Annotated in this window: 15 protein-coding genes, 3 tRNA genes and 1 pseudogene; 2 read left to right on the top strand and 17 right to left on the bottom strand. The window is 48.6% G+C overall.

Annotated features, from left to right (window positions below):
* Window positions 1–32 precede the first annotated feature (32 nt).
* The 3 genes from AC51G0_RS05420 to AC51G0_RS05410 all read right to left on the bottom strand — a co-directional run bounded on the left by AC51G0_RS05420 (window position 33) and on the right by AC51G0_RS05410 (window position 1,600).
* Window positions 33–1,310 (bottom strand): site-specific integrase, encoded by a 1,278-nt coding sequence (locus AC51G0_RS05420; RefSeq protein ID WP_496301039.1) that lies wholly within the window; start codon window positions 1,308–1,310, stop codon window positions 33–35.
* A gap of 87 nt (window positions 1,311–1,397) precedes the next feature.
* Window positions 1,398–1,488 (bottom strand) — tRNA-Ser (locus tag AC51G0_RS05415).
* Between the two features lie 24 nt (window positions 1,489–1,512).
* Window positions 1,513–1,600: transfer RNA gene (locus tag AC51G0_RS05410), tRNA-Ser, on the bottom strand.
* Between the two features lie 222 nt (window positions 1,601–1,822).
* Between AC51G0_RS05410 and mscM the strand changes: the two genes are divergently transcribed.
* Entirely contained in the window at window positions 1,823–5,119 is a 3,297-nt protein-coding gene (gene mscM, locus AC51G0_RS05405) for a miniconductance mechanosensitive channel MscM (protein ID WP_496301038.1), read from the top strand.
* Window positions 5,120–5,181: 62 nt separating this feature from the next.
* On the opposite strand, the gene AC51G0_RS05400 is transcribed toward mscM, so the two are convergent.
* The 10 genes and pseudogenes from AC51G0_RS05400 to AC51G0_RS05355 all read right to left on the bottom strand — a co-directional run bounded on the left by AC51G0_RS05400 (window position 5,182) and on the right by AC51G0_RS05355 (window position 16,710).
* A complete protein-coding gene (locus tag AC51G0_RS05400; RefSeq protein WP_496301037.1) occupies window positions 5,182–6,258 on the bottom strand; it encodes a protein-glutamate methylesterase/protein-glutamine glutaminase in 1,077 nt (358 codons plus the stop codon).
* A gap of 42 nt (window positions 6,259–6,300) precedes the next feature.
* Window positions 6,301–7,152, bottom strand: a complete 852-nt coding sequence (locus tag AC51G0_RS05395; protein WP_496301036.1) for a CheR family methyltransferase — start codon at window positions 7,150–7,152, stop codon at window positions 6,301–6,303.
* A gap of 125 nt (window positions 7,153–7,277) precedes the next feature.
* The gene (locus AC51G0_RS05390; protein ID WP_496301035.1) at window positions 7,278–10,073 is read right to left on the bottom strand and encodes a methyl-accepting chemotaxis protein; all 2,796 of its coding nucleotides are present in this window, start codon (window positions 10,071–10,073) and stop codon (window positions 7,278–7,280) included.
* A 96-nt stretch (window positions 10,074–10,169) separates the two neighbouring features.
* Window positions 10,170–10,697, bottom strand: coding sequence for a chemotaxis protein CheW (locus AC51G0_RS05385; protein WP_496301034.1), 528 nt, complete (start codon window positions 10,695–10,697; stop codon window positions 10,170–10,172).
* 80 nt (window positions 10,698–10,777) lie between these two features.
* The gene (locus tag AC51G0_RS05380; RefSeq protein ID WP_496301033.1) at window positions 10,778–12,982 is read right to left on the bottom strand and encodes a chemotaxis protein CheA; all 2,205 of its coding nucleotides are present in this window, start codon (window positions 12,980–12,982) and stop codon (window positions 10,778–10,780) included.
* Window positions 12,983–13,020: 38 nt separating this feature from the next.
* Window positions 13,021–13,332 carry an STAS domain-containing protein gene (locus AC51G0_RS05375; RefSeq protein WP_496301032.1) on the bottom strand — a complete coding sequence of 104 codons (312 nt, stop codon included), beginning with the start codon at window positions 13,330–13,332 and terminating at the stop codon, window positions 13,021–13,023.
* A 14-nt stretch (window positions 13,333–13,346) separates the two neighbouring features.
* The gene (locus AC51G0_RS05370; RefSeq protein ID WP_496301031.1) at window positions 13,347–13,715 is read right to left on the bottom strand and encodes a response regulator; all 369 of its coding nucleotides are present in this window, start codon (window positions 13,713–13,715) and stop codon (window positions 13,347–13,349) included.
* A 345-nt stretch (window positions 13,716–14,060) separates the two neighbouring features.
* Window positions 14,061–14,354: pseudogene (locus AC51G0_RS05365) on the bottom strand (methyl-accepting chemotaxis protein); the annotation flags it as partial.
* An 891-nt stretch (window positions 14,355–15,245) separates the two neighbouring features.
* Complete coding sequence (locus tag AC51G0_RS05360) at window positions 15,246–15,695, bottom strand: L-alanine exporter AlaE (RefSeq protein WP_496301030.1); 450 nt, start codon at window positions 15,693–15,695, stop codon at window positions 15,246–15,248.
* 927 nt (window positions 15,696–16,622) lie between these two features.
* A tRNA-Ser gene (locus AC51G0_RS05355) sits at window positions 16,623–16,710 on the bottom strand.
* Window positions 16,711–17,005: 295 nt separating this feature from the next.
* Between AC51G0_RS05355 and AC51G0_RS05350 the strand changes: the two genes are divergently transcribed.
* On the top strand, window positions 17,006–17,581 hold the full coding sequence (locus tag AC51G0_RS05350) for a UPF0149 family protein (protein ID WP_496301029.1): 576 nt from the start codon (window positions 17,006–17,008) through the stop codon (window positions 17,579–17,581).
* 80 nt (window positions 17,582–17,661) lie between these two features.
* Here AC51G0_RS05350 and AC51G0_RS05345 read toward each other — a convergent pair whose 3' ends face one another.
* From AC51G0_RS05345 to pal, 4 genes are all read right to left on the bottom strand, one after another.
* Entirely contained in the window at window positions 17,662–18,519 is an 858-nt protein-coding gene (locus tag AC51G0_RS05345; RefSeq protein WP_496301028.1) for a bile acid:sodium symporter family protein, read from the bottom strand.
* A gap of 106 nt (window positions 18,520–18,625) precedes the next feature.
* Entirely contained in the window at window positions 18,626–19,687 is a 1,062-nt protein-coding gene (gene nadA, locus AC51G0_RS05340) for a quinolinate synthase NadA (RefSeq protein WP_496301027.1), read from the bottom strand.
* Window positions 19,688–19,839: 152 nt separating this feature from the next.
* A complete protein-coding gene (gene ybgF / locus AC51G0_RS05335; protein ID WP_496301874.1) occupies window positions 19,840–20,595 on the bottom strand; it encodes a tol-pal system protein YbgF in 756 nt (251 codons plus the stop codon).
* A gap of 14 nt (window positions 20,596–20,609) precedes the next feature.
* A complete protein-coding gene (gene pal, locus AC51G0_RS05330; protein WP_496301026.1) occupies window positions 20,610–21,155 on the bottom strand; it encodes a peptidoglycan-associated lipoprotein Pal in 546 nt (181 codons plus the stop codon).
* Window positions 21,156–21,168 lie beyond the last annotated feature (13 nt).

Genomic DNA, 21,168 nt, shown 5'->3' with positions numbered 1-21,168 from the left:
CAATTACTTATACAAGCAGTTATATAGACGAGTCAAAAATCCACAGTACAATCAGGGCCATAGCTAATAAGAGCCAGATACTTCTTCAAGACACTAAGTTTGTATTTTTTTCCATAGCGGCCATAAGTTATGTTTTGGTTTTTGTGGCCGACCAGTTGGGCAACGATACTTTCATCGACTTCTTGCTGTTTCAGTTCATCCACGAAGGTATGACGGAACGAATAAGCCGTCGGACGCTCCCCCGCAATCATCCCGATTTTCTTCTGCAACTTCGCCAGCTGCTGACAATACTGGCGAGACCAGTCTTCGTTATCCCCGGAAGGCGTATAAAGGAATAACTGCACCCGGCCTGTGTGCTTCTGCTCTGACACATAATTCTGAAATCCCCATGCCAGTATCTTGGCATGCACTGGAACCAGACGAGACGAACTGTCGGTTTTAACGCGCTGTCCATCTCCTTCCGCGTAGACTCGAAGGCAGGTCATACCATCTTGCTCACAAATATCGTCAACCCTTAGCTGACACGCCTCCGAAGGCCTGAGACCATGGAACAGCATCAGGAGGGTTACCCACTTAAACGCGGCATCTTTTGCTTTAAACTCCGCAGACTGAAACAAGCGCTTTAATTCGTGTTTTTGCCAGCGCTGCCGCGCTGAACCGGCTCCAGTGCTCGACGATTTAGCCAGTGGAATATCCGTAAATGGGTTGGCCGTGGTGTAGCACATCAACTTACACCACTTGAAGAACTGTGACACAGCTGCCAAGTACTCCTTGTTCGTTTTATGGCTGCGCCCCTCGTCGAGCAAGACATCCCGATATACAAGGGCTTCAGCGCTGGTGACCTGATGAACAGTGGTAACGAGGGTGGAAGCGATAAAGTGACAGATACGCTGATCGAGCTGCTTGACTGTCAGCGGTCGTACCGACTCTTTTGACTTTGAAGCGATAAATTGCGACAAGGCTTCACTTAATGAAATACCCGATGACGGTTTTGGCGCTTCAATAGCGCAGGCTTCGCAGTCTCTTCGCATGGGGACTGCTTTATTGGCAGGTGAGGTATAACCAATGCGAATTTGGTTGATGGTTCGGTCAACCAGGCGTTTAAAGTCAGCAACGGTTTCATCAGGCGAAACACCGGAAACCAGGGGGCGTAGGGTTCGGGCGACGTCAAGGTTGCGCTCGATAGCATCTGCTCGGCACTTGGTAAGGAGCGACACCTTGATGTCAAACGGGAAGCCTCTGTCTTTTAAGGCTTTTGGCAGGCAGATACGAGTATAGTAGGTACAATTTGCAGCGCGGAATAGGTACATTGTCTCAGTCAATCCTATGGTGGATGCTTGCAATGCCCAGACACAAAAAAAGCCGTTGATTATCAACGGCTTTTTTCATTTTGAATTTGGCGGAGAGATAGGGATTTGAACCCTAGATACGCTACAAACGTATGCCGGTTTTCAAGACCGGTGCTTTCAACCACTCAGCCATCTCTCCAAATTTTTTCATCTTAAAAGATGATGGCGGTGAGGGAGGGATTCGAACCCTCGATACGTTGCCGTATACACACTTTCCAGGCGTGCTCCTTCAGCCACTCGGACACCTCACCACATTGTTGTTAGACGCTGTGCGTCTCAACGGCGGCTAATGTAATGGCTTAGCGCACTGGGGTCAAGCGCTTTTCTTTAAATTATTCACGACTGCCGATGAATAGATCAATTCGTTCCATTCTTAGTCCAATCGGTTGTTTTTATTCACTGCTACACTTCAAAGAATCACACGAATGCAGCGGCCCTCTGTGCTGTTTCTCACCAACATACAGGATTCAGTGATGAGAAAATGGGTTTCACTCCTGCTCTTCTTACTCCTTATCACGACCGGAGGGCTTGCCAGAACCTCAGAAGAGAATGAATCCCGCCTACAGCTTCTTGACCAAAAAATCGAAACGCTCCAGAAACAGAACCAAACCCCTGAAGTCATCAAGGCACTGGATACGTTTACCCAAGCAAAAAGACAGCTAGAAAAGACAACGGAGTATCATCAGCAAACCAAGATGTTTCGCGAGCTTGTTATCAATTTCAATGAGCAAACCGAAGCGCTGAAATCACAGATTTCCGCCTTTTCAGCCACTGAATTTCCAGATTTTAACAATTGGGATCAAGATAAGCTGGCACTGGAGATCGCCGAACAGGACAATAGGCTAGAACAACTCGAGCAGACTCGGAGCAATGACAAAAATGACTTACAGTCTGTCGAACAAGGTATCGATGAGTTTTCGTACTTATCCGAGCAATTAAGGAAAAAAATCAAAGCAACTGAAAACCAGCTCAAACATGAACAGCAACAAACTAACAATGAAGATCTGCTGCTAACACTGGAGATCGAACACCAATATTATGTTAGCCAGCTGTATACCCTCGAGGCTAAGCAACTCAGCGCGGGAAACCGGCGCACACTAGCCAAGCAGCGTATCCAGCTGAGTAACCTCGAGATCGAAGCGCGCCAAGCCTATCGTAACAACCTGCAGCGAAAACTCAGCCGAATCGTGCGTACCACGACCAGCCCGCCATCGAAGGGCAGTCAAGAATTGGTGCAAGAACTGGATGATCAGCCCAAGGCGTTAAAGCGCCTGCTGCAACAGAACAAACGCTACACCACCGCCCTCGCACGCCTGTCAAGAAAATCCGAGGAAGTACAGCAACAACAACAGTCAGCCTCTGAGCAGACGGAGGTGGTGAACAATACAGCTGATGCCCTGGAGACAATGGCTGAGTGGCTAAAACTAAGCCCGGCTTTTAGCGAAAACCTCAGAACCCGGATGAATCGGCTGCCGGCTAATCCGCCAATCGAAGCACTCGATAGGGACATTGCCCAAAACCAAATCAATAAATATGAATACCAGCAGCAATACGATTCGCTAAAGGAACAGTCCCTACGGCCACGGACCAAAGCGCTGACACCTGAACAGCAAAAAAAAGAACTGGAACTTATTGATGCCAACCTATCTCTGATCGATAGGTTGATTGACAACTCTGATACCCTGATTTATCAGCAGGCAACATTGAAAGTCGCCTATGAAAACCTCAATACTAATCTTAACGATCTAAGAAGCCAGGCCAGCCAACGACTTTTTTGGGCTCCGGATGCCAATCCGTTCAGCCTCAGCCTAATCGCCAATACCTGGGAAAAACTTAAATGGTTTTTCTCGCCCTTTCAGTGGGTCAACCTGCTCAAGATCCCTGCTGTTGTTGATAATGTTACGCTATTTTTTGTGATGGGTTTTATTGCCATTATCATCATTTCGCTCAGCTGGGTGAGAAAGCACTGGAGAAAATACCTCAAAACCACCAGCCAGATGATCGGAAAAGTGACGCAAGATAAATTTCGCTTTAGTACATTCAATGTCCTTGCTTCATTTATGCTTGCCTGGCCATTTCCATTCATCATTGGCCTCATCGGCATATTGCTCAGTGCGGCCTGGCAATACCCGTTTATACACCACCTCGGCCAGGCCTTGGCCGTTCCCATGGCACTGGCCGTGTTTTGCTTCATGCGGGAGCTGGTCCGCTCCGATGGCCTGTTTATCGGCCACTTTGACTGGGAGCCTCAACTGATCCACCACTCATTCGCGCATTACCGACAATTGCTGTGGATCTATTTACCCATGATGGTGGTACAGGACTTTGCCAATCTCTACAGTGATATTGACGTCAGTGCCACCCTCGGCCGGCTTGCCTTTATCATCAGCAACCTGGCTGTTAGCTTTTTCCTATGGCGGCTATATCACGAGAAGATCCCCATGACCTATGGCGAGCTTCCGGCAGGAAAAGCACATATTGGCCACAACCTGTTTTGGTGGACGTTAATTATCATTCCCCAGATCCTCAACTACACGGCACTTCAAGGCTACCTGTCCTCATCACAGACAGTCATGGAAAAGCTGGAGGTGTCAGCTGTCCTTGGGGTCGTCACCCTACTCATATACTACCTGACAAAGCGCCTGATGCTACTGCAAAAAAGGCGACTGGCCTTTGATCGGGCCAAAGCGAAACGGCAAGAGATCCTGGCTCAGCGATTAGCCGAAATGGAAGAAGGAAAAGAAGAGAGCTTCAGCAGCAGCGAAATGCAAATTGAAGTCGAAGAGCCTGAAGTCGATTTAGAGAAAATTAGTGCGCAGTCGCTACGCCTACTACGCTCACTGCTGCTACTGATTTATCTCACTATCGTTGCAGTTGTCTGGTCAGATTTTTATCAAGCAATCACCTTCCTTGAAGATGTGACGCTATGGGATGTTACCAATACCATCGATGGTATCGATGAGCTCAGTGCGATCTCATTGAAAAGCCTCCTGCTTGCTATCCTGGCCTTCTGGCTCACTGCCATTATCGCCCGTGATATGCCTGGTGCGATGGAGCTGCTTGTCTTGCAACATCTGGATCTCTCGCCAGGTACGGGCTATGCCATCACCTCATTAACACGCTATATCGCCATTTTTATGGGAATTATCATCGGCTCTGGACTGATTGGCTTCGACTGGTCCAAAATGCAATGGCTGGTTGCAGCCCTCGGGGTAGGGATAGGTTTTGGCATGCAGGAGATCTTTGCCAATTTTATTTCAGGCTTGATAATCCTATTCGAAAAGCCAATTCGAATTGGAGATACCGTCACCATCCGCCAGTTAACTGGAGTGGTAGCAAAAATCAAAACCCGGGCGACCACCATTGTTGACTGGGACCGAAAGGAAGTCATTGTGCCAAACAAGGCATTCGTGACCGAGCAGTTTGTCAACTGGTCGCTATCCGATCCTATCACCCGGGTGACAATATCAATCAGTGTCAAATACCTTGCTGACAGTGAACTAGTCACCCAGCTGCTATTTGAAGCCACAGAAGAATGTGAATTGGTGTTAGATAACCCGGCCCCCGAAGTCTTTTTCCTGACCCTGACCGCCGACAGCCAAAATTTTGAGGTCCGGGCCTATGCAGCAGAAACCGCGCACCGCCTGAGCTTAACTCATGACTTACATAACCGAATCAAAAACAAGTTTATCCACCACAACATCACTATTGCTCACCCACAGCTAGAAATTACCATCAAAGATAAACAAGCCCATCCGCTATGCCGTTAATACGTGGGCTACAGGTACTCTTCGAATTTCCCCCCATCGAGACACCATGATGCGCATTTTCTTCACTGGCTATAGTCGAGAATAGCCTGCGGGATCTCAACCAGTGACAAACTGCGTTCAACCGCTCCCCGCTTGACCGCTTCTTTGGGCATACCGTAAACCACACAGCTTGCTTCATCCTGAGCCAGTGTCATCGCCCCGGCCTGGCGCATCTCCAGCATTCCCTTCACCCCATCATCTCCCATCCCGGTCATTATGATCCCTAATGCATTTCCACTCGCCGATTGAGCGACCGAACGAAACAGTACATCGACCGAAGGGCGGTGGCGACTGACTAACGGGCCATCAATGACTTCGACATAATATTGCGCCCCGCTACGCTTGAGCAGCATGTGTTTCCCCCCCGGCGCAATCAAAGCCTGGCCGGGCAATACGCGCATTTTATGCTTGGCTTCTTTGACACTGATCTCACATAAACTATCGAGTCGCTCCGAAAAGGCAGCAGTAAACTTTTCCGGCATATGCTGAACGATGACAATCCCTGGTGACAAGCGCGGCAACCCCTTTAAAACAACCTCTAATGCCTGGGTTCCCCCTGTCGAGGTCCCAATAGCAACAACCTGCTCAGTAGTCTTTAGCGGTGAGACCTTTCCGGCGGCGAGCACACTATCAGCGCTCAATTTGGGCTGGACTTTCAGGCTTGATGCCCTGACAGACTGAAGAGGCTTAAGGTTTGCCCTGCTGGCTGCTTTTACGGCATTGATCAGCACTTTCGCCGATTCATGGAGAAACCCCTTCAACCCTACCTTGGGTTTGGTAATGATCTCTACCGCACCGGCTGATATCGCCTGCATGGTTGTTTCAGCGCCTTTTTCTGTCAAGGTGGAGCAGATCACAACAGGTGTGGGCCGCTCAGCCATGATTTTTTTCAAAAAAGAGATCCCGTCCATTCGCGGCATCTCGATATCGAGGACAATCACATCCGGCCACTGCATTCGCATTCTTGTCATCGCAAACAGGGGATCGGCGACGGCGCCACAAACCTCAATCTCACTGTCGGTCTTCAAGACAGAGGAAACCACCTGGCGGACAACAGCCGAATCATCAACCACCATTACCTTGATTTTGTTTCTTTCCATATGACCTACCTAACAAATGCCGAACACTTGGTGCAATGGCCATCATACCTTTTGGTAGATACTGGGCTTTATCAAACGCAGTTGATCACTGATGCCAGTAATTGTCTCCGAATGGCCAACCAATAAAAAGCCGCCAGGCCTGAGCTGTTCCAGCACTCGCAGAACAACTTCATGCTTGGTTTCAGCTGAAAAATAGATAAGAACGTTACGTAATAAAATAAGATCAAACAGGCCGAGGTTTGGCAACGGGCCATTGAGGTTAATCTGTTTGAAATTGACATGCTGCCGTAGCTGGCTATTGATTAAAAAGGTGCCTTGCTGGGAACGTACGCCTTTCAAGCAATATTTTTGCAAATACCGGGTCGGAATTTCAGCCTGGCGCGAGCTCGAAAATAGCCCGCTGCGCGCATTTGCCAATACATTGGAATTAATATCAGAGCCCAACACCGTCCAATCCGCGGTATAGCCCAAACTACTTGCCAGCAACATAGCCAGACTGTACGGCTCTTCTCCCGTTGAACAAACGGCACTCCAGCAACGCAGTGGCTCTCTCGACACTCTCTTATCTAGCAAATGCCTTTTAATAAAACCAAAATGCCTTGGCTCCCTGAAAAAATGGGTTTCATTAGTGGTCAGGTGATCAACCACAATCTGCAGCTCTCCCTCCGGGGGATCTTTCATCAATAACCGGTAGTATTCTGCGAAGCTATTTAAAGAAAAATGCCTAAGCCGGCAAGCCAGCCTAGTAACGACTAGATTTTTCTTGTGATCACCAAGGGTAATACCCGCCAGGTCATAAATGAGTTTCTGAAACCGGGCAAACTCCCAGTCGGATATGGCATGTCGGGAAAATAATTCACCTGACTGATTCAGGACTGCACTGTGACACTTCATGGCATCCTCCCTGTTGCCATCATAAAACACAACGCGCCCAATCCCTCTTAATGAACGCCCTGTCACTGCAATCGGTAACAAGGCGTTCTTTGGGTTAACAAGGCGCTCGATGAAACTCAGTCGCGCTAAAAGGCTTCAAAGTCCTCCTCTATCAGCTCCTGGTGTTTCTTCTCTGGCTTTCTCGTGGGTGTCTTCGATATCGATATTGATGGAGATAAGGCATGGTTGCTAACAATATTCAACCCATGAGGCTCCGGTGCTTCGATTGACGGCTCATCAATTTTAAAGAAGCTCATGAGTTGCTGCAGCTGCTCAGCCTGCGCACTCATCTCTTCAGCCGTCGAAGCTAACTCTTCTGAAGATGAAGCATTCTGCTGAGTGACTTGATCCATTTGCCCCATCGCTACACTGATCTGGGTCACGCCGCTGGCCTGCTCATCCGAGGTAGCTGCAATTTCCTGCACCAGCTCGGCCGTTTTGGTAATACTAGGCACAATTTCATCAAGCAAACGCCCGGCCTGCTCGGCTACCTGAACACTGCTACCAGCCTGATTACTGATTTCCTGCGCTGCAACCTGACTACGCTCGGCTAGCTTACGTACCTCGGCGGCAACCACCGCAAACCCTTTGCCATGCTCACCGGCCCTTGCCGCCTCAATCGCCGCATTGAGTGCCAGCAAGTTTGTCTGATAGGCAATGTCTTCAATGATGCTGATCTTCTCGGCGATCTCCTTCATCGCTGTGACCGTTTCACTCACCGCCCGCCCACCTTCCATCGCCTGGGTCGATGCTTTGGTGGCGCGATCATCAGTGATCTTGGCATTCTCGGCATTTTGCTGCACCGATGCGGCAATCTGCTCTTGAGATGCACTGGTTTCTTCTACACTTGCAGCTTGTTCACTCGCCGCCTGGCTCAGGGATTGCGCCGTGGCACTGATCTCTTCTGAGGCACTGGCCAGCCCGTTGGCATTACTGTTTACATCCCCCACAATCTGGCGCAGCCGGCTGCTCATATGCCCCATCCGACGCAGTAACTGACCAGTTTCATCCTTGCTGCTGGTTTCGATTTGGCTGTTCAGATCGCCATTGGCCATCGCCTCGGCCACTTGCAAGGCTGTCGCCAACGGACGGGTAATCGTCGAGGCAACCATCATCGCGACCAGAACAATCACCACCACGGTAGCGGCAATAACTAACCCAACCATCATCAGCAGGCTATTGATAGGCTCATTCACCTCGGCTTCATCAATCTCAGCCAATAGCGCCCAATGCGTATCGCCGACATTCACTCGGGTGTAAGCCGCCAGCACATTGTTACCGTTATAGTCTTTTACCCGGCCAATGCCGGTTTCACCACCCAAAGCTGCGTTACTCGCCTGGGTATCGACACCATTGCGCTCTACCGTTCCGGCAAACGAAGCCATCACCGAGCGTCCTTCCTGATCGAGGAAAGAGTCAGATCGCATTCGTTTATCCATCCCGACAAGGTAAGTCTCTCCAGTTTCTCCCATACCACTTCGCTGCTGCATGATGGCGTTAATAACTTCTAGGGGTAGCTGAATTGCCACCACTAGCTCGATTTCGCCATGTTCAATCAATGGCTGGGCGATAAAAGCAGCAGGCTCGCCATTACTTGGCGCATAAGGTGCAAAATCAGCCAGGCCGTACTGTCGGCTCTGCAAAACCTGGCGAACCAGCTGGCCGAGGTTAGAGTCTGCGTACTTTCCATCAACCATATTGCTCTGGTAATCCGCTTCATGGCTAACGCTGTAAAACACTTTCCCCTCAGGGTGGATCAGGAAGAGATCATAATATCCATACTTCTGACTGTAACTGGTGAGGAAGTCGGCTGTCTCTCCTTCCCTTTTGCTGATGAAGGCCTCTTCCAGATCGATGGTTGAAATCAGAGCCCAGCTCAGCCCATAAAGCTCTAACGGAGAAGCCGATACCAATAGCAACCTGCCGCTTTGATCAACATATGCGCCCTCAACGGGTTTGCCGGCCAGCGCATGTTCGATAAACGGCTCGTTTGTCGGCATACCAATCTGCCGTTCTACACCATCACTTTGGACAAAGTTGCTACGGAATGTGATATTCCCACCTTGCTTGCCGGCAAGGTACGTCTCTACCGTCTCCCCTAGATTATCATCACGCAGCATCACGGCATCGATATCCTCAGTCGGGATCTGCATGATAAGCACCCCCTTCAGTTCATCGTTTTGGATGACTGGCGCACCAATAAATGCCGACTGCTGGTTGTTTGAAGGCGCATACGGGGAGAAATCTTCGATTGCAACGGCAGACTGTGCCTGGCTAAAGAGGCGACCAATACCACTATCACGTAGCGTACCCGTCTTAATGTTCTGACCAAGATCGGCTTCTTGGGTCACAGAGTAAACAATCTCACCGTCAACATTCACCAGGAATAGATCATAGAAGCCGTAGTGCTCTTTATAGCGACTCAGCCATGCTCCATACTGGCTATTGACGGCCTGCCAAGCCTCACCACCAGCTTGCATCCCTTCACTTCGGTAAGCGGCATCGAACTCAGATAACGCTTCTGATACGGCGTCATTTTCAACAAGAATAGCAATATCATCCTGCAGGGCCTGAAAGTGCCCCTCAATCTGAGCCCGCTTACTCTCTTTTGCCGCGTGCAGCTTATTCAGGGTATTGGTACGTAGGGTGTCAATAGTGTCCACGAGGACTGCAATATCACTCTGGCGCTCGGCAAAATAGTCTTCTATCTGAGACTTTTTCACTTCACGCATTGCGATCAACTGATGATTCGATTCAGTTGTCAACGCGTCGGCTGCCGCTTTAACGGCAATAAATACCACAATTGCTAATGGAATAAGACTGACCAGCAAAAACAGGCCGATCAACTTAGGTCTCATCCTGATGTCACTAAAACGGAGCATAACGCCTCCCTGGATATTATTCCGGTTATTATTCGTTTAAAAAAATCGTCTGTTTTTATAGTCTGATTGATACCAACAGCAACTACGTCACAATACCTATTCCTGCAACGCCTCTAGTGATGACAGTTCATCAACTGACAAAACTCGGCTGACATTCAGTAATACGATGAACTCATCATTTACTTTTCCCATCCCTTCGATAAAATCTGTTCGGAGCCTTGCACCGAAGCTAGGGGCTGGCTCAATATCTGAGCGCAGAATATCAAGTACTTCACTGACAGCATCAACAACCACCCCAATTTCAAGGGGCTCGCCTTCACTTTCCACCTCGACAATCACGATACAACTACGCTTAGTCACTGGTGTGGTTGGCCAGCCAAAGCGCAGTGCCAAATCAATAATGGGCACCACGTTGCCCCGGACATTGATCACCCCGCGAACAAACTCAGGAACCATCGGTACCTTGGTCAACTGCCCATACTCAATGATTTCTTTAATAGGATGAATGTTGATAGCAAACAGCTCTTCTCGCAGTAAAAATGTCAAAAACTGCTGCTGTTCCGCCACATCTATCTCTTTAATCTCCTGAGTTCTGGACGTTGCCAAACTTACACTTTGCGTCATAATCCTCCCCCCTTCTGAATGCAACCTTTAGGCCTTGCACCCAGCACGGTACTTTCCTTTACCGCTAACCAGTCAGTACCTTATGGCACCGCCTTTTCATATTCTTGGTAGCTAGACGAGCGACATGCCTCTGCCTTACGGATCAACGCGGGCACATCAAGGATCATCGCAACCTCGCCACTGCCGAGAATGGTTGAGCCACTGATCCCGCTAAGATGCGAGAATATTTTGCTTAGCGGCTTGATGACGGTTTGCAGCTCACCCTGCAGCTGATCAACTACGAACCCGGCTTTTTGTTCCCCGCTCTGTACCACAACAATATTTCTTTGCTTGACGTCGATATAACTTTCGTTAAATTGCTGCTGCAGGTTAATAAAAGGCAGGATTTCACCGCGAAGATTGACATAATTGCCATTCTTACTGAGCTGCTCGCTGTACTCGATACACTCCACCACCGCATCGAGAGGGATAACATAACTGGATGTTCCCACCCCGACGGCAAAACCATCGATAATAGAAAGTGTCAGGGGTAAACGTAAGCGCAGCAAAGAGCCTTCATCGATTTTGCTTTCTACTTCAATACTGCCTTGCAATGCTTCGATGTTGCGCTTAACCACATCCATGCCGACCCCTCTGCCCGAAAGGTCGCTCACTGCGGTTTTGGTCGTCAGGCCAGCCTCTAAGATCAGCCTCAGCAGCTCTTTCTCACTCAATGTCTGTTCAGCACTGATCAACCCATTCTCGATGGCTTTGGCCCGAACCTTCTCAGGATCAATGCCCCCTCCATCATCACAAACTTCAATCACTATGCTGCCGGAATCGTAATAAGCCCGTAGTGTGACGGTGCCTGTCGCGGCCTTGCCTTTTGCCTGCCTCTTTTCTTTGGCTTCAATACCATGATCTATTGCATTCCTGACTAGGTGCATCAGTGGGTCATTGATTTTTTCTACCACTCCCTTGTCAAGCTCAGTCTCTCCACCTTCAATTTTCAACCGGATTTCTTTTCCCAAATCCCGGCTGATCTCACGTACAACGCGATGGAAACGCTTAAATGTGTCATCTATCGGTATCATTCTCAGGTGCAGCGACAATCCCCTGATCTCTTCGACCAGCAAGGAAACAACCGCGCTCGATTCCACCAGCTCAGGATCACCGTTTTGCCTGGCTAGCAAGCTGGTATTGGCACCGGCAATAACCAGCTCACCGACCAGGTTAATCAGCTGATCCAGCTTATGCGCATCTACTCGCAGGCTGCGGCTTTCCTGGCGTTTTGACTCTGATACCTTGGCAGATTTATTCTCTGGTTCGGCAGCTACTGAGGGCAGTATTGACTCATTATCTGGCACAGATGCAACAGAAGGCTCTGGTTCAACGACTGGCAAAACCGGCTGGTTTAATTCCTTCGGTGGGTTCTTAGCCTGCGCAAGCTCATCTTGTGTCAACGCACCGCAACGCACGAGTATTGCCCCTAACTCGGCAGCCTCTTGCTCTAATTCGTTCATTAACAACACGTATTGCTGAAGGTCGCTATGGGGGGGAATAATGTGGATCTGGCACTCATCAGCCACAAACTCAAAGACCGACATCAGAGTCGCATGATCTGCGTCGCTATCGAGCTGCAACTCCAGTCCAAGATAACAAGACTCAGGATCCATGAGGCTGCTACCCGGCAAGGAATGAAACAAGGGGATGAGTTCGACAATCTCGCCCAAAGATGTGAGATAGCGCAAGAAAGACAGCGGATCCATGCCATTTCGCAGCACATCCTGACCAAATCGCAGGGAAATGTGCCAGTAAGCATTGTCTACTTCTTGGTTAGCCCACGCTTGAGAAGACGTAGAATTGTCTTCGGTATGCTGCACTACTGTTACCGGAGTGCCACTAGACTGAATGGCTGTCGTCTCGACTAACCGTGCCAACAACCCCTGGCCGCGTTGCTCTAACTCTTGGTTGTACGGCGCTTCATCACGACCTAGCAGCTCAATTAAACTTTCAATATGATCCCGGCAATCTAACAAGGTAGAAATCAAATCATCATCGCAAGAACGCTCGCCGGCCCTAACCTGCTCAAGCACGTTCTCAACAGTGTGAGTAAAAGTGACAATGCCTTCATAGCCGAATAACCCGGCCGACCCCTTAATGGTATGGGCTGCCCGAAAGACCAAATTGATCATCTCACTGTTTTCGGGAGCGGCTTTTAACTGGTTTAATGCCGACTCCATCTCCTGGAGCAGATCCAGGCTCTCGTCGACAAACATCTCTTGGGCATGTTCCATCTCTTCCATTTTCCCTCCTAGAGCATGGAGCAATGAAAATCAGTTAACTACACGGGTAGCAAATTAAGCTTCTGTTCGAGCCGCAACAAAGCAATGGCTTCCATGGCGGCAGTGCTTGCCCCTGCAATAGAAAACGTCTTGCCTGTTATAGCGGCTTCTTGTTGGCACAACCAAAGCAGCTGCAAACCAGCAGTGTCCATTTCACTCACTTCAGTGAGATCAAGGGACAGTGATTGAGCATTGTGTAAATAAGCCAGTAAACGGGGTTTTAGCTCAGCAGCATTATAAATAGACATTTCGCCGCTGAAGCTCAGCTTGCATTCCGACTCAGTCTCTTCCTGCGTTATGTTGATATCCATCAGCAACCCTCACTTCAAGGCAAAATCAGTTTGGCTACAGCATCTAACAGCTGAGGTGGCTGGAAGGGCTTAACAACCCAGGCTTTGGCTCCCGCCGCCCTACCTTCTTGCTTTTTATTGTCCTGCGATTCAGTAGTCAGAATAATAATGGGCGTAAATTTATAACGAGGCATCTTTTTGACCTCTTTGACAAAGGTGATACCGTCCATTCTTGGCATGTTGACATCTGTAATGATCAAATTAAGCTTCTGGCCATCCAATTTGTCGATGCCATCAATACCATCCTTGGCTTCGATCACCTCATAGCCAGCGCCTCTGAGGGCAATACCGACAACCTGACGGATCGGCGCCGAGTCATCCAAAATCAAAATTGTTTTTGCCATAGCACTCTCCGAGGGTTAAAAGAAGGTTATCTCGCTATCTTGCGAGGAAGCAGTGGTCGCCTCGTGTTTGTCATGGTTGAGGTGTTGCTCCTGAGCCACATAGTCTCGTTTCATCTCATTGAGCCAATTGGTGACATCAAGCCGGTGGGCCTCGTCATTATGCTGATCTGACTCATAGTCGGTGATCTCGGCTTGCAGCTTATCCAGATTCATCTCTACCTGGGTCATTATTTGACTAACGCGATCCTGGAACTGCAATGAGACGATGACACCTGAGATCTCCTGCTGGATATCCACGTTTTTATCTTGCAGCAGTGAGGTTGACTCACTCAGCTCGGTAGCCAGCTGTTTGAAATTCGCCAGGATAGATTCGATATTGGTTTCTGAAGCGGCTTCAGCCCGGGCATCTTGCTGCGCACTCTGCTCGGCAATGTTCACCGTATCGGCCATGGCCTGGTTGATCATCGAGACTTTGTCGCGGATATGCTTACCGGTTTCACCCGAAAGTTGGGACAGTTTACGCACCTCACCCGCCACGACAGCAAAACCACGCCCCTGATCGCCAGCCCTGGCCGCTTCTATCGCCGCATTCAAGGCAAGCAAGTTAGTCTGCTCCGCAATCTTGGCGACATCTACCGCCATATTGTCGAGCTCTTCGGTGTAACTCGCTAAATGACGAACCTGAGCCAGCATTTCTTCTTTGGCCTGCATGGTAGAACGCAGTAAGTCAATCACCTGAGCCAAGTGCTTTTCGCTGTCACTGAGTACCGCAATCACGCCGTTTTCTTCGCTGCCTTGCCCACTACCCGCGACATTCTGAGACTCTGTTACGGTCAGATCCAACTCGGTAATAATTTCGGAAAAACGTTGTGACAAGGCGGTTATTTCGGTCTCGGTCTGTTGCCTTACCGTACAAAGCTGCCTTTGCCATATTGGTAGCACCTGCAGGCAAAGCTCGATCAGTTGTGCCAGCTCTTTCTGCGCATGTTGCTGTTTATACAATAACTCGGCGTTTTGCTGTTCCCGGATCTCTGTCATTGCCTCATCATGACCAGATTGCAAAAATCGGGCAGTAAAATAGCCGCTCACAACCAATACACCTGCGACGCTATAAGCAACGGGGCTTGCCTGGCCAAGCAATATCGACCCAATAGCCGCAATAATCGTAAGTCCTATCGGTATCAAGAAAAAACGGCTTCTATCCATAGCGCCCCACTGCCAGATTTAGTTAAAAAATACCCTTTCAAGAGGGATACTGAAGTATAGGCATACAAACCAGTGGTATATGGAAGTGTTCACTCAAGGAATAACATATAACTCAAAACTTTGACGAGCTTCAAAAATTGATGATTATCAAATGGTTCTGCTTAATTTAGGTCAGTATAAGCATAATACTTCGAAACAAGAGCAAACTGCCCCTCCACCTGGGAGGTATAACCAGTTGCATATTGCCTTAACAATAACTACTGCTGCGTAAATAACAAAAAAGGCTCCCGAGGGAGCCTTTATCGTGTCGATATTTAACCGTAATTATGCTTGCTGGTAATAGCCTGGTACACGGAACATACGGCGACAGCTATCGAGGAATAGGCCATAAAATACACCGAGCGCACCAGAAACAAAGGCATTACTGGTTACCGCTGTGATAATTTGATCTATATCGGCACCCACTACCCACAAAATGCCAGCATAGACAGGTGACTGAAACAGCACATAGGCAACCATATCTGACAGCCCCTTCATCCAGTTGGCCGGAGACAAACGATAACCACTGCGGATCACATAGTCTCGGAAAACACCGTATGGCCAGGCAATCGCAATATTGACTGGGATCGATAAAGTTCGCGATGCTAAAGACTGCTCAAATGTCATTCCTGACACGAACACTTCAATCAACATGCCGGTAATAAAGCTGAAAACCACCATAGCAAAGGTATCAGCCGCCGCATTACGCACATTGAATTGACCTTTAACAGACATACCGCAAACCTCCAAAATAAGAAAATTAGGCCATGAAATTATAATTATCAAGACACTTTCACTGGACTTTCAACAGTAAGCCAGTTGATTTGCGTATTAAAACAGGTTTTTACCAAAATAAAATACCAAAGTTTTAATTTGTTGGTAAATTTACAACTGATTTTGAATCCAAACTTGGCATGAATAGCTACAAAGGCGGCACTGACGTGCCTCACTATAATATTTCACGGCAGTAGTGGTGAAAATATCAGTTTACTTCGCATGTCAGCCCCAGATAAGCAAACTTATCTCATGTGATTTGCCAAATTGAATTAAATACCATATGAGAATGGTATTTTATTCAAGATATCGACCAAGCATATCTGAACACAATGGAGGTTATTACTTTAACTGTATGAATAAATTGGACTTATAAAGCAACCAATAATGATAACAACTCTATTCCATCAGCCATAATACTTCACAAACACGCATTAAGGACTGATAAGCTATACATTTTAATGTTTTTTTAGCCGCTATAACCAATAAAGACTACCAACCAGCCAAAGGCTAATACTTCTAGCACATAAACTTCCAAACCATACTCGATTTCACTATGTAACCTTCAACTATCGATTCCATTTACTCACAAAATATTGATAGATGATTAAGAATTAGGGTCAAAAGTGAAATAAAAGAACAAAAATGAAAGTGGGCATTTCCTATCCATTAGTGAATGCCGGAGTGATTGGTATAGGTATTACCAGAGGGATGACAGTAAACAAACTAAGCCGAATACGGTCAGTTTTCTATTACTGATTATAAGCTTGGGTTCTCGCAGTACGGGTGATGTGTGTGGTGTGATGTGGTAAACGTAACAGAAATGCGGAGAGTAAGAAGTGACTTTAAGATCGCAAAAAGCCGCCCATAGGGCGGCTTTTCTAAAGATGGCGGTGAGGGAGGGATTCGAACCCTCGATACGTTGCCGTATACACACTTTCCAGGCGTGCTCCTTCAGCCACTCGGACACCTCACCATCAGTTTGTCGTTGGAGCATCAGGCTTCAATAGAACCCTATCGTCTCAACGGAGCGATACTATAGTGCGCTGGCTGCGCAAGGTCAATAGAAATCAATAAAAACCCCATCAGGTGTATATTATTACAACAATTTAGGCACTTACCTCGATAAAAACTTAGGCGAAGCTGTGCAGAGCAACCCAGGCTGCTACAATAGCCCGCATAGCAACTATTCTATCTATTTCTGTTAACACTTTATGCAGCAGGTAATATTGGCATGAAGGGAAAACACATTACTCAACTGAGATCGTACTATGTCTTCACCATTAAGTGAGTTACTACAAAATCCGCAACTAGCTGATCAGCTGTTGTCTGAAGCACAGACACGTGGTTTTGTCACCGCTATGGCAGCAGCCCCACACCTGATCGACCCGTCCGAGTGGCTGGCATATCTATGGGGTGGCGATGAAACATCACCATTTGCAAGCCATGAAGAGCTTGAGAACTATGCCAACGAAGTCGTGAATATGTGGAACCAAAGCCGTGAAGCCCTACTGACGGGCCAATGGCAGTGGCCGGAAGGCTGTGAGCTTGATGACAAGGAGCTTGTTTCTGAAGCAACCCGAGAGCTTGCTGAAGGCATACTGCAAGGCTGGCAGCTGGCACGTGATGATTGGGAAACTATCATGCCGGAAGACAGTGAAGACAATGCACTACTTGGCGGGGTTTTGCTGTGTTTCAGCCTACTATATGATCCTGAGAATGCCATGGAGGCCCTATCCCAGGAAGGCGCTGACGGCCTGGCCCAGTTCGAAGAGATCTTCACCTCTGTACCAACGATGCTTTGTGGCCTTACGCTACGAGCAAAAGCCCTGGTTCAGGAGCAGTAAGAGCCTCCGAACCGTTGCGGAAGCGCAGCTACCACTGCCTTCCGTAACCATTACGCCAAATAATCAATTTATTCTATCAATTACCAAGCTCTTACCAAATTTCGCCGCTGGTACCAATAGATCATCACAAATGCTGGTAAGTTCATCAGCACCCCATACAATAACGGCGTCAACGCCAATTCAGGTCGCTGCAGCTGTACGACAGCAACAAAAATTGCAGTACCGGCATTTTGTACCCCCACTTCAATTGCCATCGTTTTCACCAATGCCTTATCGCCTCGGAGTAATTTCGCTGCACTAGCCCCTAGCAGCATTCCCGCCAGGCACAAGCTGACGGCAGCAACCGACGCGAAAGACAAAAGCTGGTGAAAAACCCCGGAGTTAGCTGCGACTGTCACCATCACGGTAAGAAATAATGCGCCCAGTGCCGAGCGGCCTGCAAACTGAGAAAATCGTTCAAACCAACTCCCCGTCACCCAATGCTTGATGGCCATTCCTAGCAACACCGGGACCAGTGTTACCGCGGCAAGTTGCAAAATGGCAGTCTTGAGAGGAAAGATCAGCTGTGTGTCAGGAACCACCAGTGCTAGCATCAATGGCAAACTAAACGGAATGATCAAGCTGCTTATCGCCGTCATCGTGATAGAGAGGGCTGAGTCGCCTCCGCTCATATGGGTAATGGCATTCGATGATGCCCCACCCGGTGCGAGTGCCAATAACCACAAACCGATAGCCACAGGCTCTGGCAGCGCAAACAGCCAAATCATAACAAATGCCAGCAGCGGCAACCCAAGCAACTGGGCGCTCAAGCCGAGCAATACCCGCCCCGGAAACTGTCCTACCCGCTTAAAATCTGCGACCGACAGGGTTATCCCGACACAAAACATCATCCATGCGAGTGCAATTGGCAATGCCACAGTTAACATTGTCTGGCTCATTTTGCTTCTATTCCTAATTCATACCAATCTAAATAAATACCAAACTGTAGCACATAAAAATGGCGGCCATTTGGCCGCCATTTTTATTCTTGCAGGTACCGCGATATTACGCGTTACCTTTCACTTTCAATTGCAGCTCAGCAGCAAAATCAAGCATACGATTCAATGGAATAAGTGACTTTTCCCGCAGTGAGTCAGTCACAAAAATTTCATGCTCCTCACCACCTTCACGTAACCCCTGCTCAATCGCTTTCAGGCCATTCATTGCCATCCATGGGCAGTGTGCACAGCTACGACAAGTCGCGCCAGCACCTGCCGTCGGCGCTTCAATCAGCTCCTTGCCAGGAACCATTTGCTGCATCTTAAAGAAAATGCCTTTATCGGTGGCCACAATCAGCTGCTTGTTCGGCAACGTCTTCGCCGCCTTGATCAGCTGGCTGGTCGAGCCTACGGCATCCGCCAATGCGACCACACTGGCTGGCGACTCAGGGTGAACAAGGATCGCCGCATCAGGATACAAGTTCTTCATGTCATGCAGTGCTTTGGCCGAGAACTCGTCATGAACGACACATTCGCCCTGCCACAACAGCATGTCAGCGCCTGTCTGCTTCTGGATGTAAGAGCCAAGGTGACGGTCCGGGCCCCAAATAATGTCTTTGCCTTCGCTATCGAGATGCTCGACAATCTCCAGCGCGATGCTAGATGTCACGACCCAATCAGCGCGGGCTTTCACCGCTGCAGATGTGTTGGCATACACGACGACAGTATGGTCAGGATGAGCATCACAAAACTCAGAGAACTTGTCTGCAGGGCAACCCAGATCCAGAGAACACTCGGCTTCGAGTGTTGGCATCAGCACATGTTTTTCCGGAGTCAGGATCTTTGCCGACTCTCCCATAAAACGCACACCACAAATCACCAGTGTTTTTGCAGGGTGCTGGTTACCGAATTTGGCCATTTCCAAAGAATCACCGACAAACCCGCCAGTCTCTTCCGCCAGCGCCTGGATCTCAGGATCGGTATAATAGTGGGCAACCAAAACCGCGTCTTTTTCCTTCAACAGGGTTTTGATTTTCGCTTTGTATGCCTGCTGCTCTTCAGCAGTTAGCGGCATTGGCTTGGGTGGAAATGGGTATACCATTTCAGAGGGATCAAATGTTAGGCTCATTTCTCGATTGCTCTATCAGCTCGTCCTTACTAATCCGAGCATTATACACCGCAAACGTTGAAATAATCACCTTTCTGGCTATCTCACTGTTCTTCACTATTGGCAGGATCAAAAAAGGCCAGTAAAAACTGGCCTTTATCTATAACTACGTATTACTTGGCAAGCGCTTTGAGGTTACGTTCTGCCTGGCGGGAGCTGGTCGAGTCAGGGTAGAGGTTGATCACCTCCTGATAGAGCTTCTTGGCATCATCAGGCTTTTTGCTACGCTCTGCGATCACACCTAGCTTCAGCATGGCATCAGCACGCTTGTTAGAATCACTATAGCTGGCAACGGCATTAAAGTGTTCGCCGGCTTCTGCTAGCTGATTCTGGGTAAAGTAAAGCTGTCCCAACCAATAGTGGGCATTAGGCTTGTACACAGATTCTGGGTAACTCGACAAGAATCCCTGAAACGCCTTAACCGCACCCGGGTAATCCTTTTCCTTGAGGATCAGGTTAACCGCTTTTTCATACGCTTCGTTTTCACTGACGTTACTGGTATACGTCTCAGTAGAAGCCGGATCGGATTTCGATGTATCCTCGACTTCTTTCTGAGGCTGGCGGCTTAATGCATCCACTTCACGGTAAAGCTCTCGCTGTCGCTCCAGCATCTGACTCAGGTCATAGCTGTTGCGCTCAACAATACCACGTAGTTCATCCATTTCAGATGCAAGCTGATCCAGCTGACGCTGCATATCGAGCTGCACCTGATTTCGCGCCTCAATCATACGCTCCAGGCGCGCAAGGCTATCACCACCCTGCGCACTGTCACCTTTTAGCTCAGTAACGGGAGCAGGTGCGGCGGCCACCTGGGTCGCCGCACCAACCAGCAACGTAAATGCGAGGCTACGCATCTTGTTACTGCTCATCATGTTTACCTATATTAGTAAACTAGAACCGAACGACGGTTCTTAGCATAGTCAGTTTCGGAGTGGCCTAGTACCAGAGGTTTTTCCTCACCGTAGCTAACAATAGAAATTTGGCTTGCTGATACGCCAAGCGCCTGTAGGTACTTAGCTACCGCGCTTGCACGGCGCTCACCTAGGGCAATGTTGTATTCAGGCGTGCCACGCTCATCGGCGTGACCCTCAACAATCACGTTAACTGCAGTGTTGTCGCGCAGGTACTCAGCGTGGGCAGTCAGCATATCCTGGTAATCAGCCTGGATTTCAGCGTTATCAAACTTGAAGTATACAGTTTGCTCCTGGCGTAGCTGCTGGCTACGTAGCTCCTGCTCAGACATCGCTGCAGAACCGCCCTCTACTGGTGTTGCAACTGTAGTTTGCTCAGTAGCAGTTGTACCTGTTCCAGTACCAGTAGTTGTTTCAGACGCCACTGAGCTGTCAGTACTTTCAGTTGAGCTACATGCAGCAAGAGTGATCATTGGCAGCGCAATTGCCAGCCCCTTTAAAACTTTGTTCAGTTGCATTATTTTTTTCCTT

It is taken from the genome of Photobacterium sp. HL06, from assembly GCF_059552575.1.
The sequence above is the reverse complement of the archived record's forward strand: the minus strand, read 5'-3'. Positions and strand labels throughout refer to the sequence as shown.

Excerpts from the sequence above, each read along its gene's own strand:
- AC51G0_RS05395 (WP_496301036.1), bottom strand. The coding sequence starts at position 7,152 with ATGAAGTGTCACAGTGCAGTCCTGAATCAGTCAGGTGAATTATTTTCC.
- AC51G0_RS05400 (WP_496301037.1), bottom strand. The coding sequence starts at position 6,258 with ATGGAAAGAAACAAAATCAAGGTAATGGTGGTTGATGATTCGGCTGTT.
- nadA (WP_496301027.1), bottom strand. The coding sequence starts at position 19,687 with ATGAGCCTAACATTTGATCCCTCTGAAATGGTATACCCATTTCCACCC.
- AC51G0_RS05385 (WP_496301034.1), bottom strand. The coding sequence starts at position 10,697 with ATGACGCAAAGTGTAAGTTTGGCAACGTCCAGAACTCAGGAGATTAAA.
- AC51G0_RS05375 (WP_496301032.1), bottom strand. The coding sequence starts at position 13,332 with ATGGATATCAACATAACGCAGGAAGAGACTGAGTCGGAATGCAAGCTG.
- AC51G0_RS05380 (WP_496301033.1), bottom strand. The coding sequence starts at position 12,982 with ATGGAAGAGATGGAACATGCCCAAGAGATGTTTGTCGACGAGAGCCTG.
- AC51G0_RS05420 (WP_496301039.1), bottom strand. The coding sequence starts at position 1,310 with ATGTACCTATTCCGCGCTGCAAATTGTACCTACTATACTCGTATCTGC.
- AC51G0_RS05370 (WP_496301031.1), bottom strand. The coding sequence starts at position 13,715 with ATGGCAAAAACAATTTTGATTTTGGATGACTCGGCGCCGATCCGTCAG.
- mscM (WP_496301038.1), top strand. The coding sequence starts at position 1,823 with ATGAGAAAATGGGTTTCACTCCTGCTCTTCTTACTCCTTATCACGACC.
- ybgF (WP_496301874.1), bottom strand. The coding sequence starts at position 20,595 with ATGAGCAGTAACAAGATGCGTAGCCTCGCATTTACGTTGCTGGTTGGT.
- AC51G0_RS05350 (WP_496301029.1), top strand. The coding sequence starts at position 17,006 with ATGTCTTCACCATTAAGTGAGTTACTACAAAATCCGCAACTAGCTGAT.
- AC51G0_RS05360 (WP_496301030.1), bottom strand. The coding sequence starts at position 15,695 with ATGTCTGTTAAAGGTCAATTCAATGTGCGTAATGCGGCGGCTGATACC.
- AC51G0_RS05345 (WP_496301028.1), bottom strand. The coding sequence starts at position 18,519 with ATGAGCCAGACAATGTTAACTGTGGCATTGCCAATTGCACTCGCATGG.
- pal (WP_496301026.1), bottom strand. The coding sequence starts at position 21,155 with ATGCAACTGAACAAAGTTTTAAAGGGGCTGGCAATTGCGCTGCCAATG.
- AC51G0_RS05390 (WP_496301035.1), bottom strand. The coding sequence starts at position 10,073 with ATGCTCCGTTTTAGTGACATCAGGATGAGACCTAAGTTGATCGGCCTG.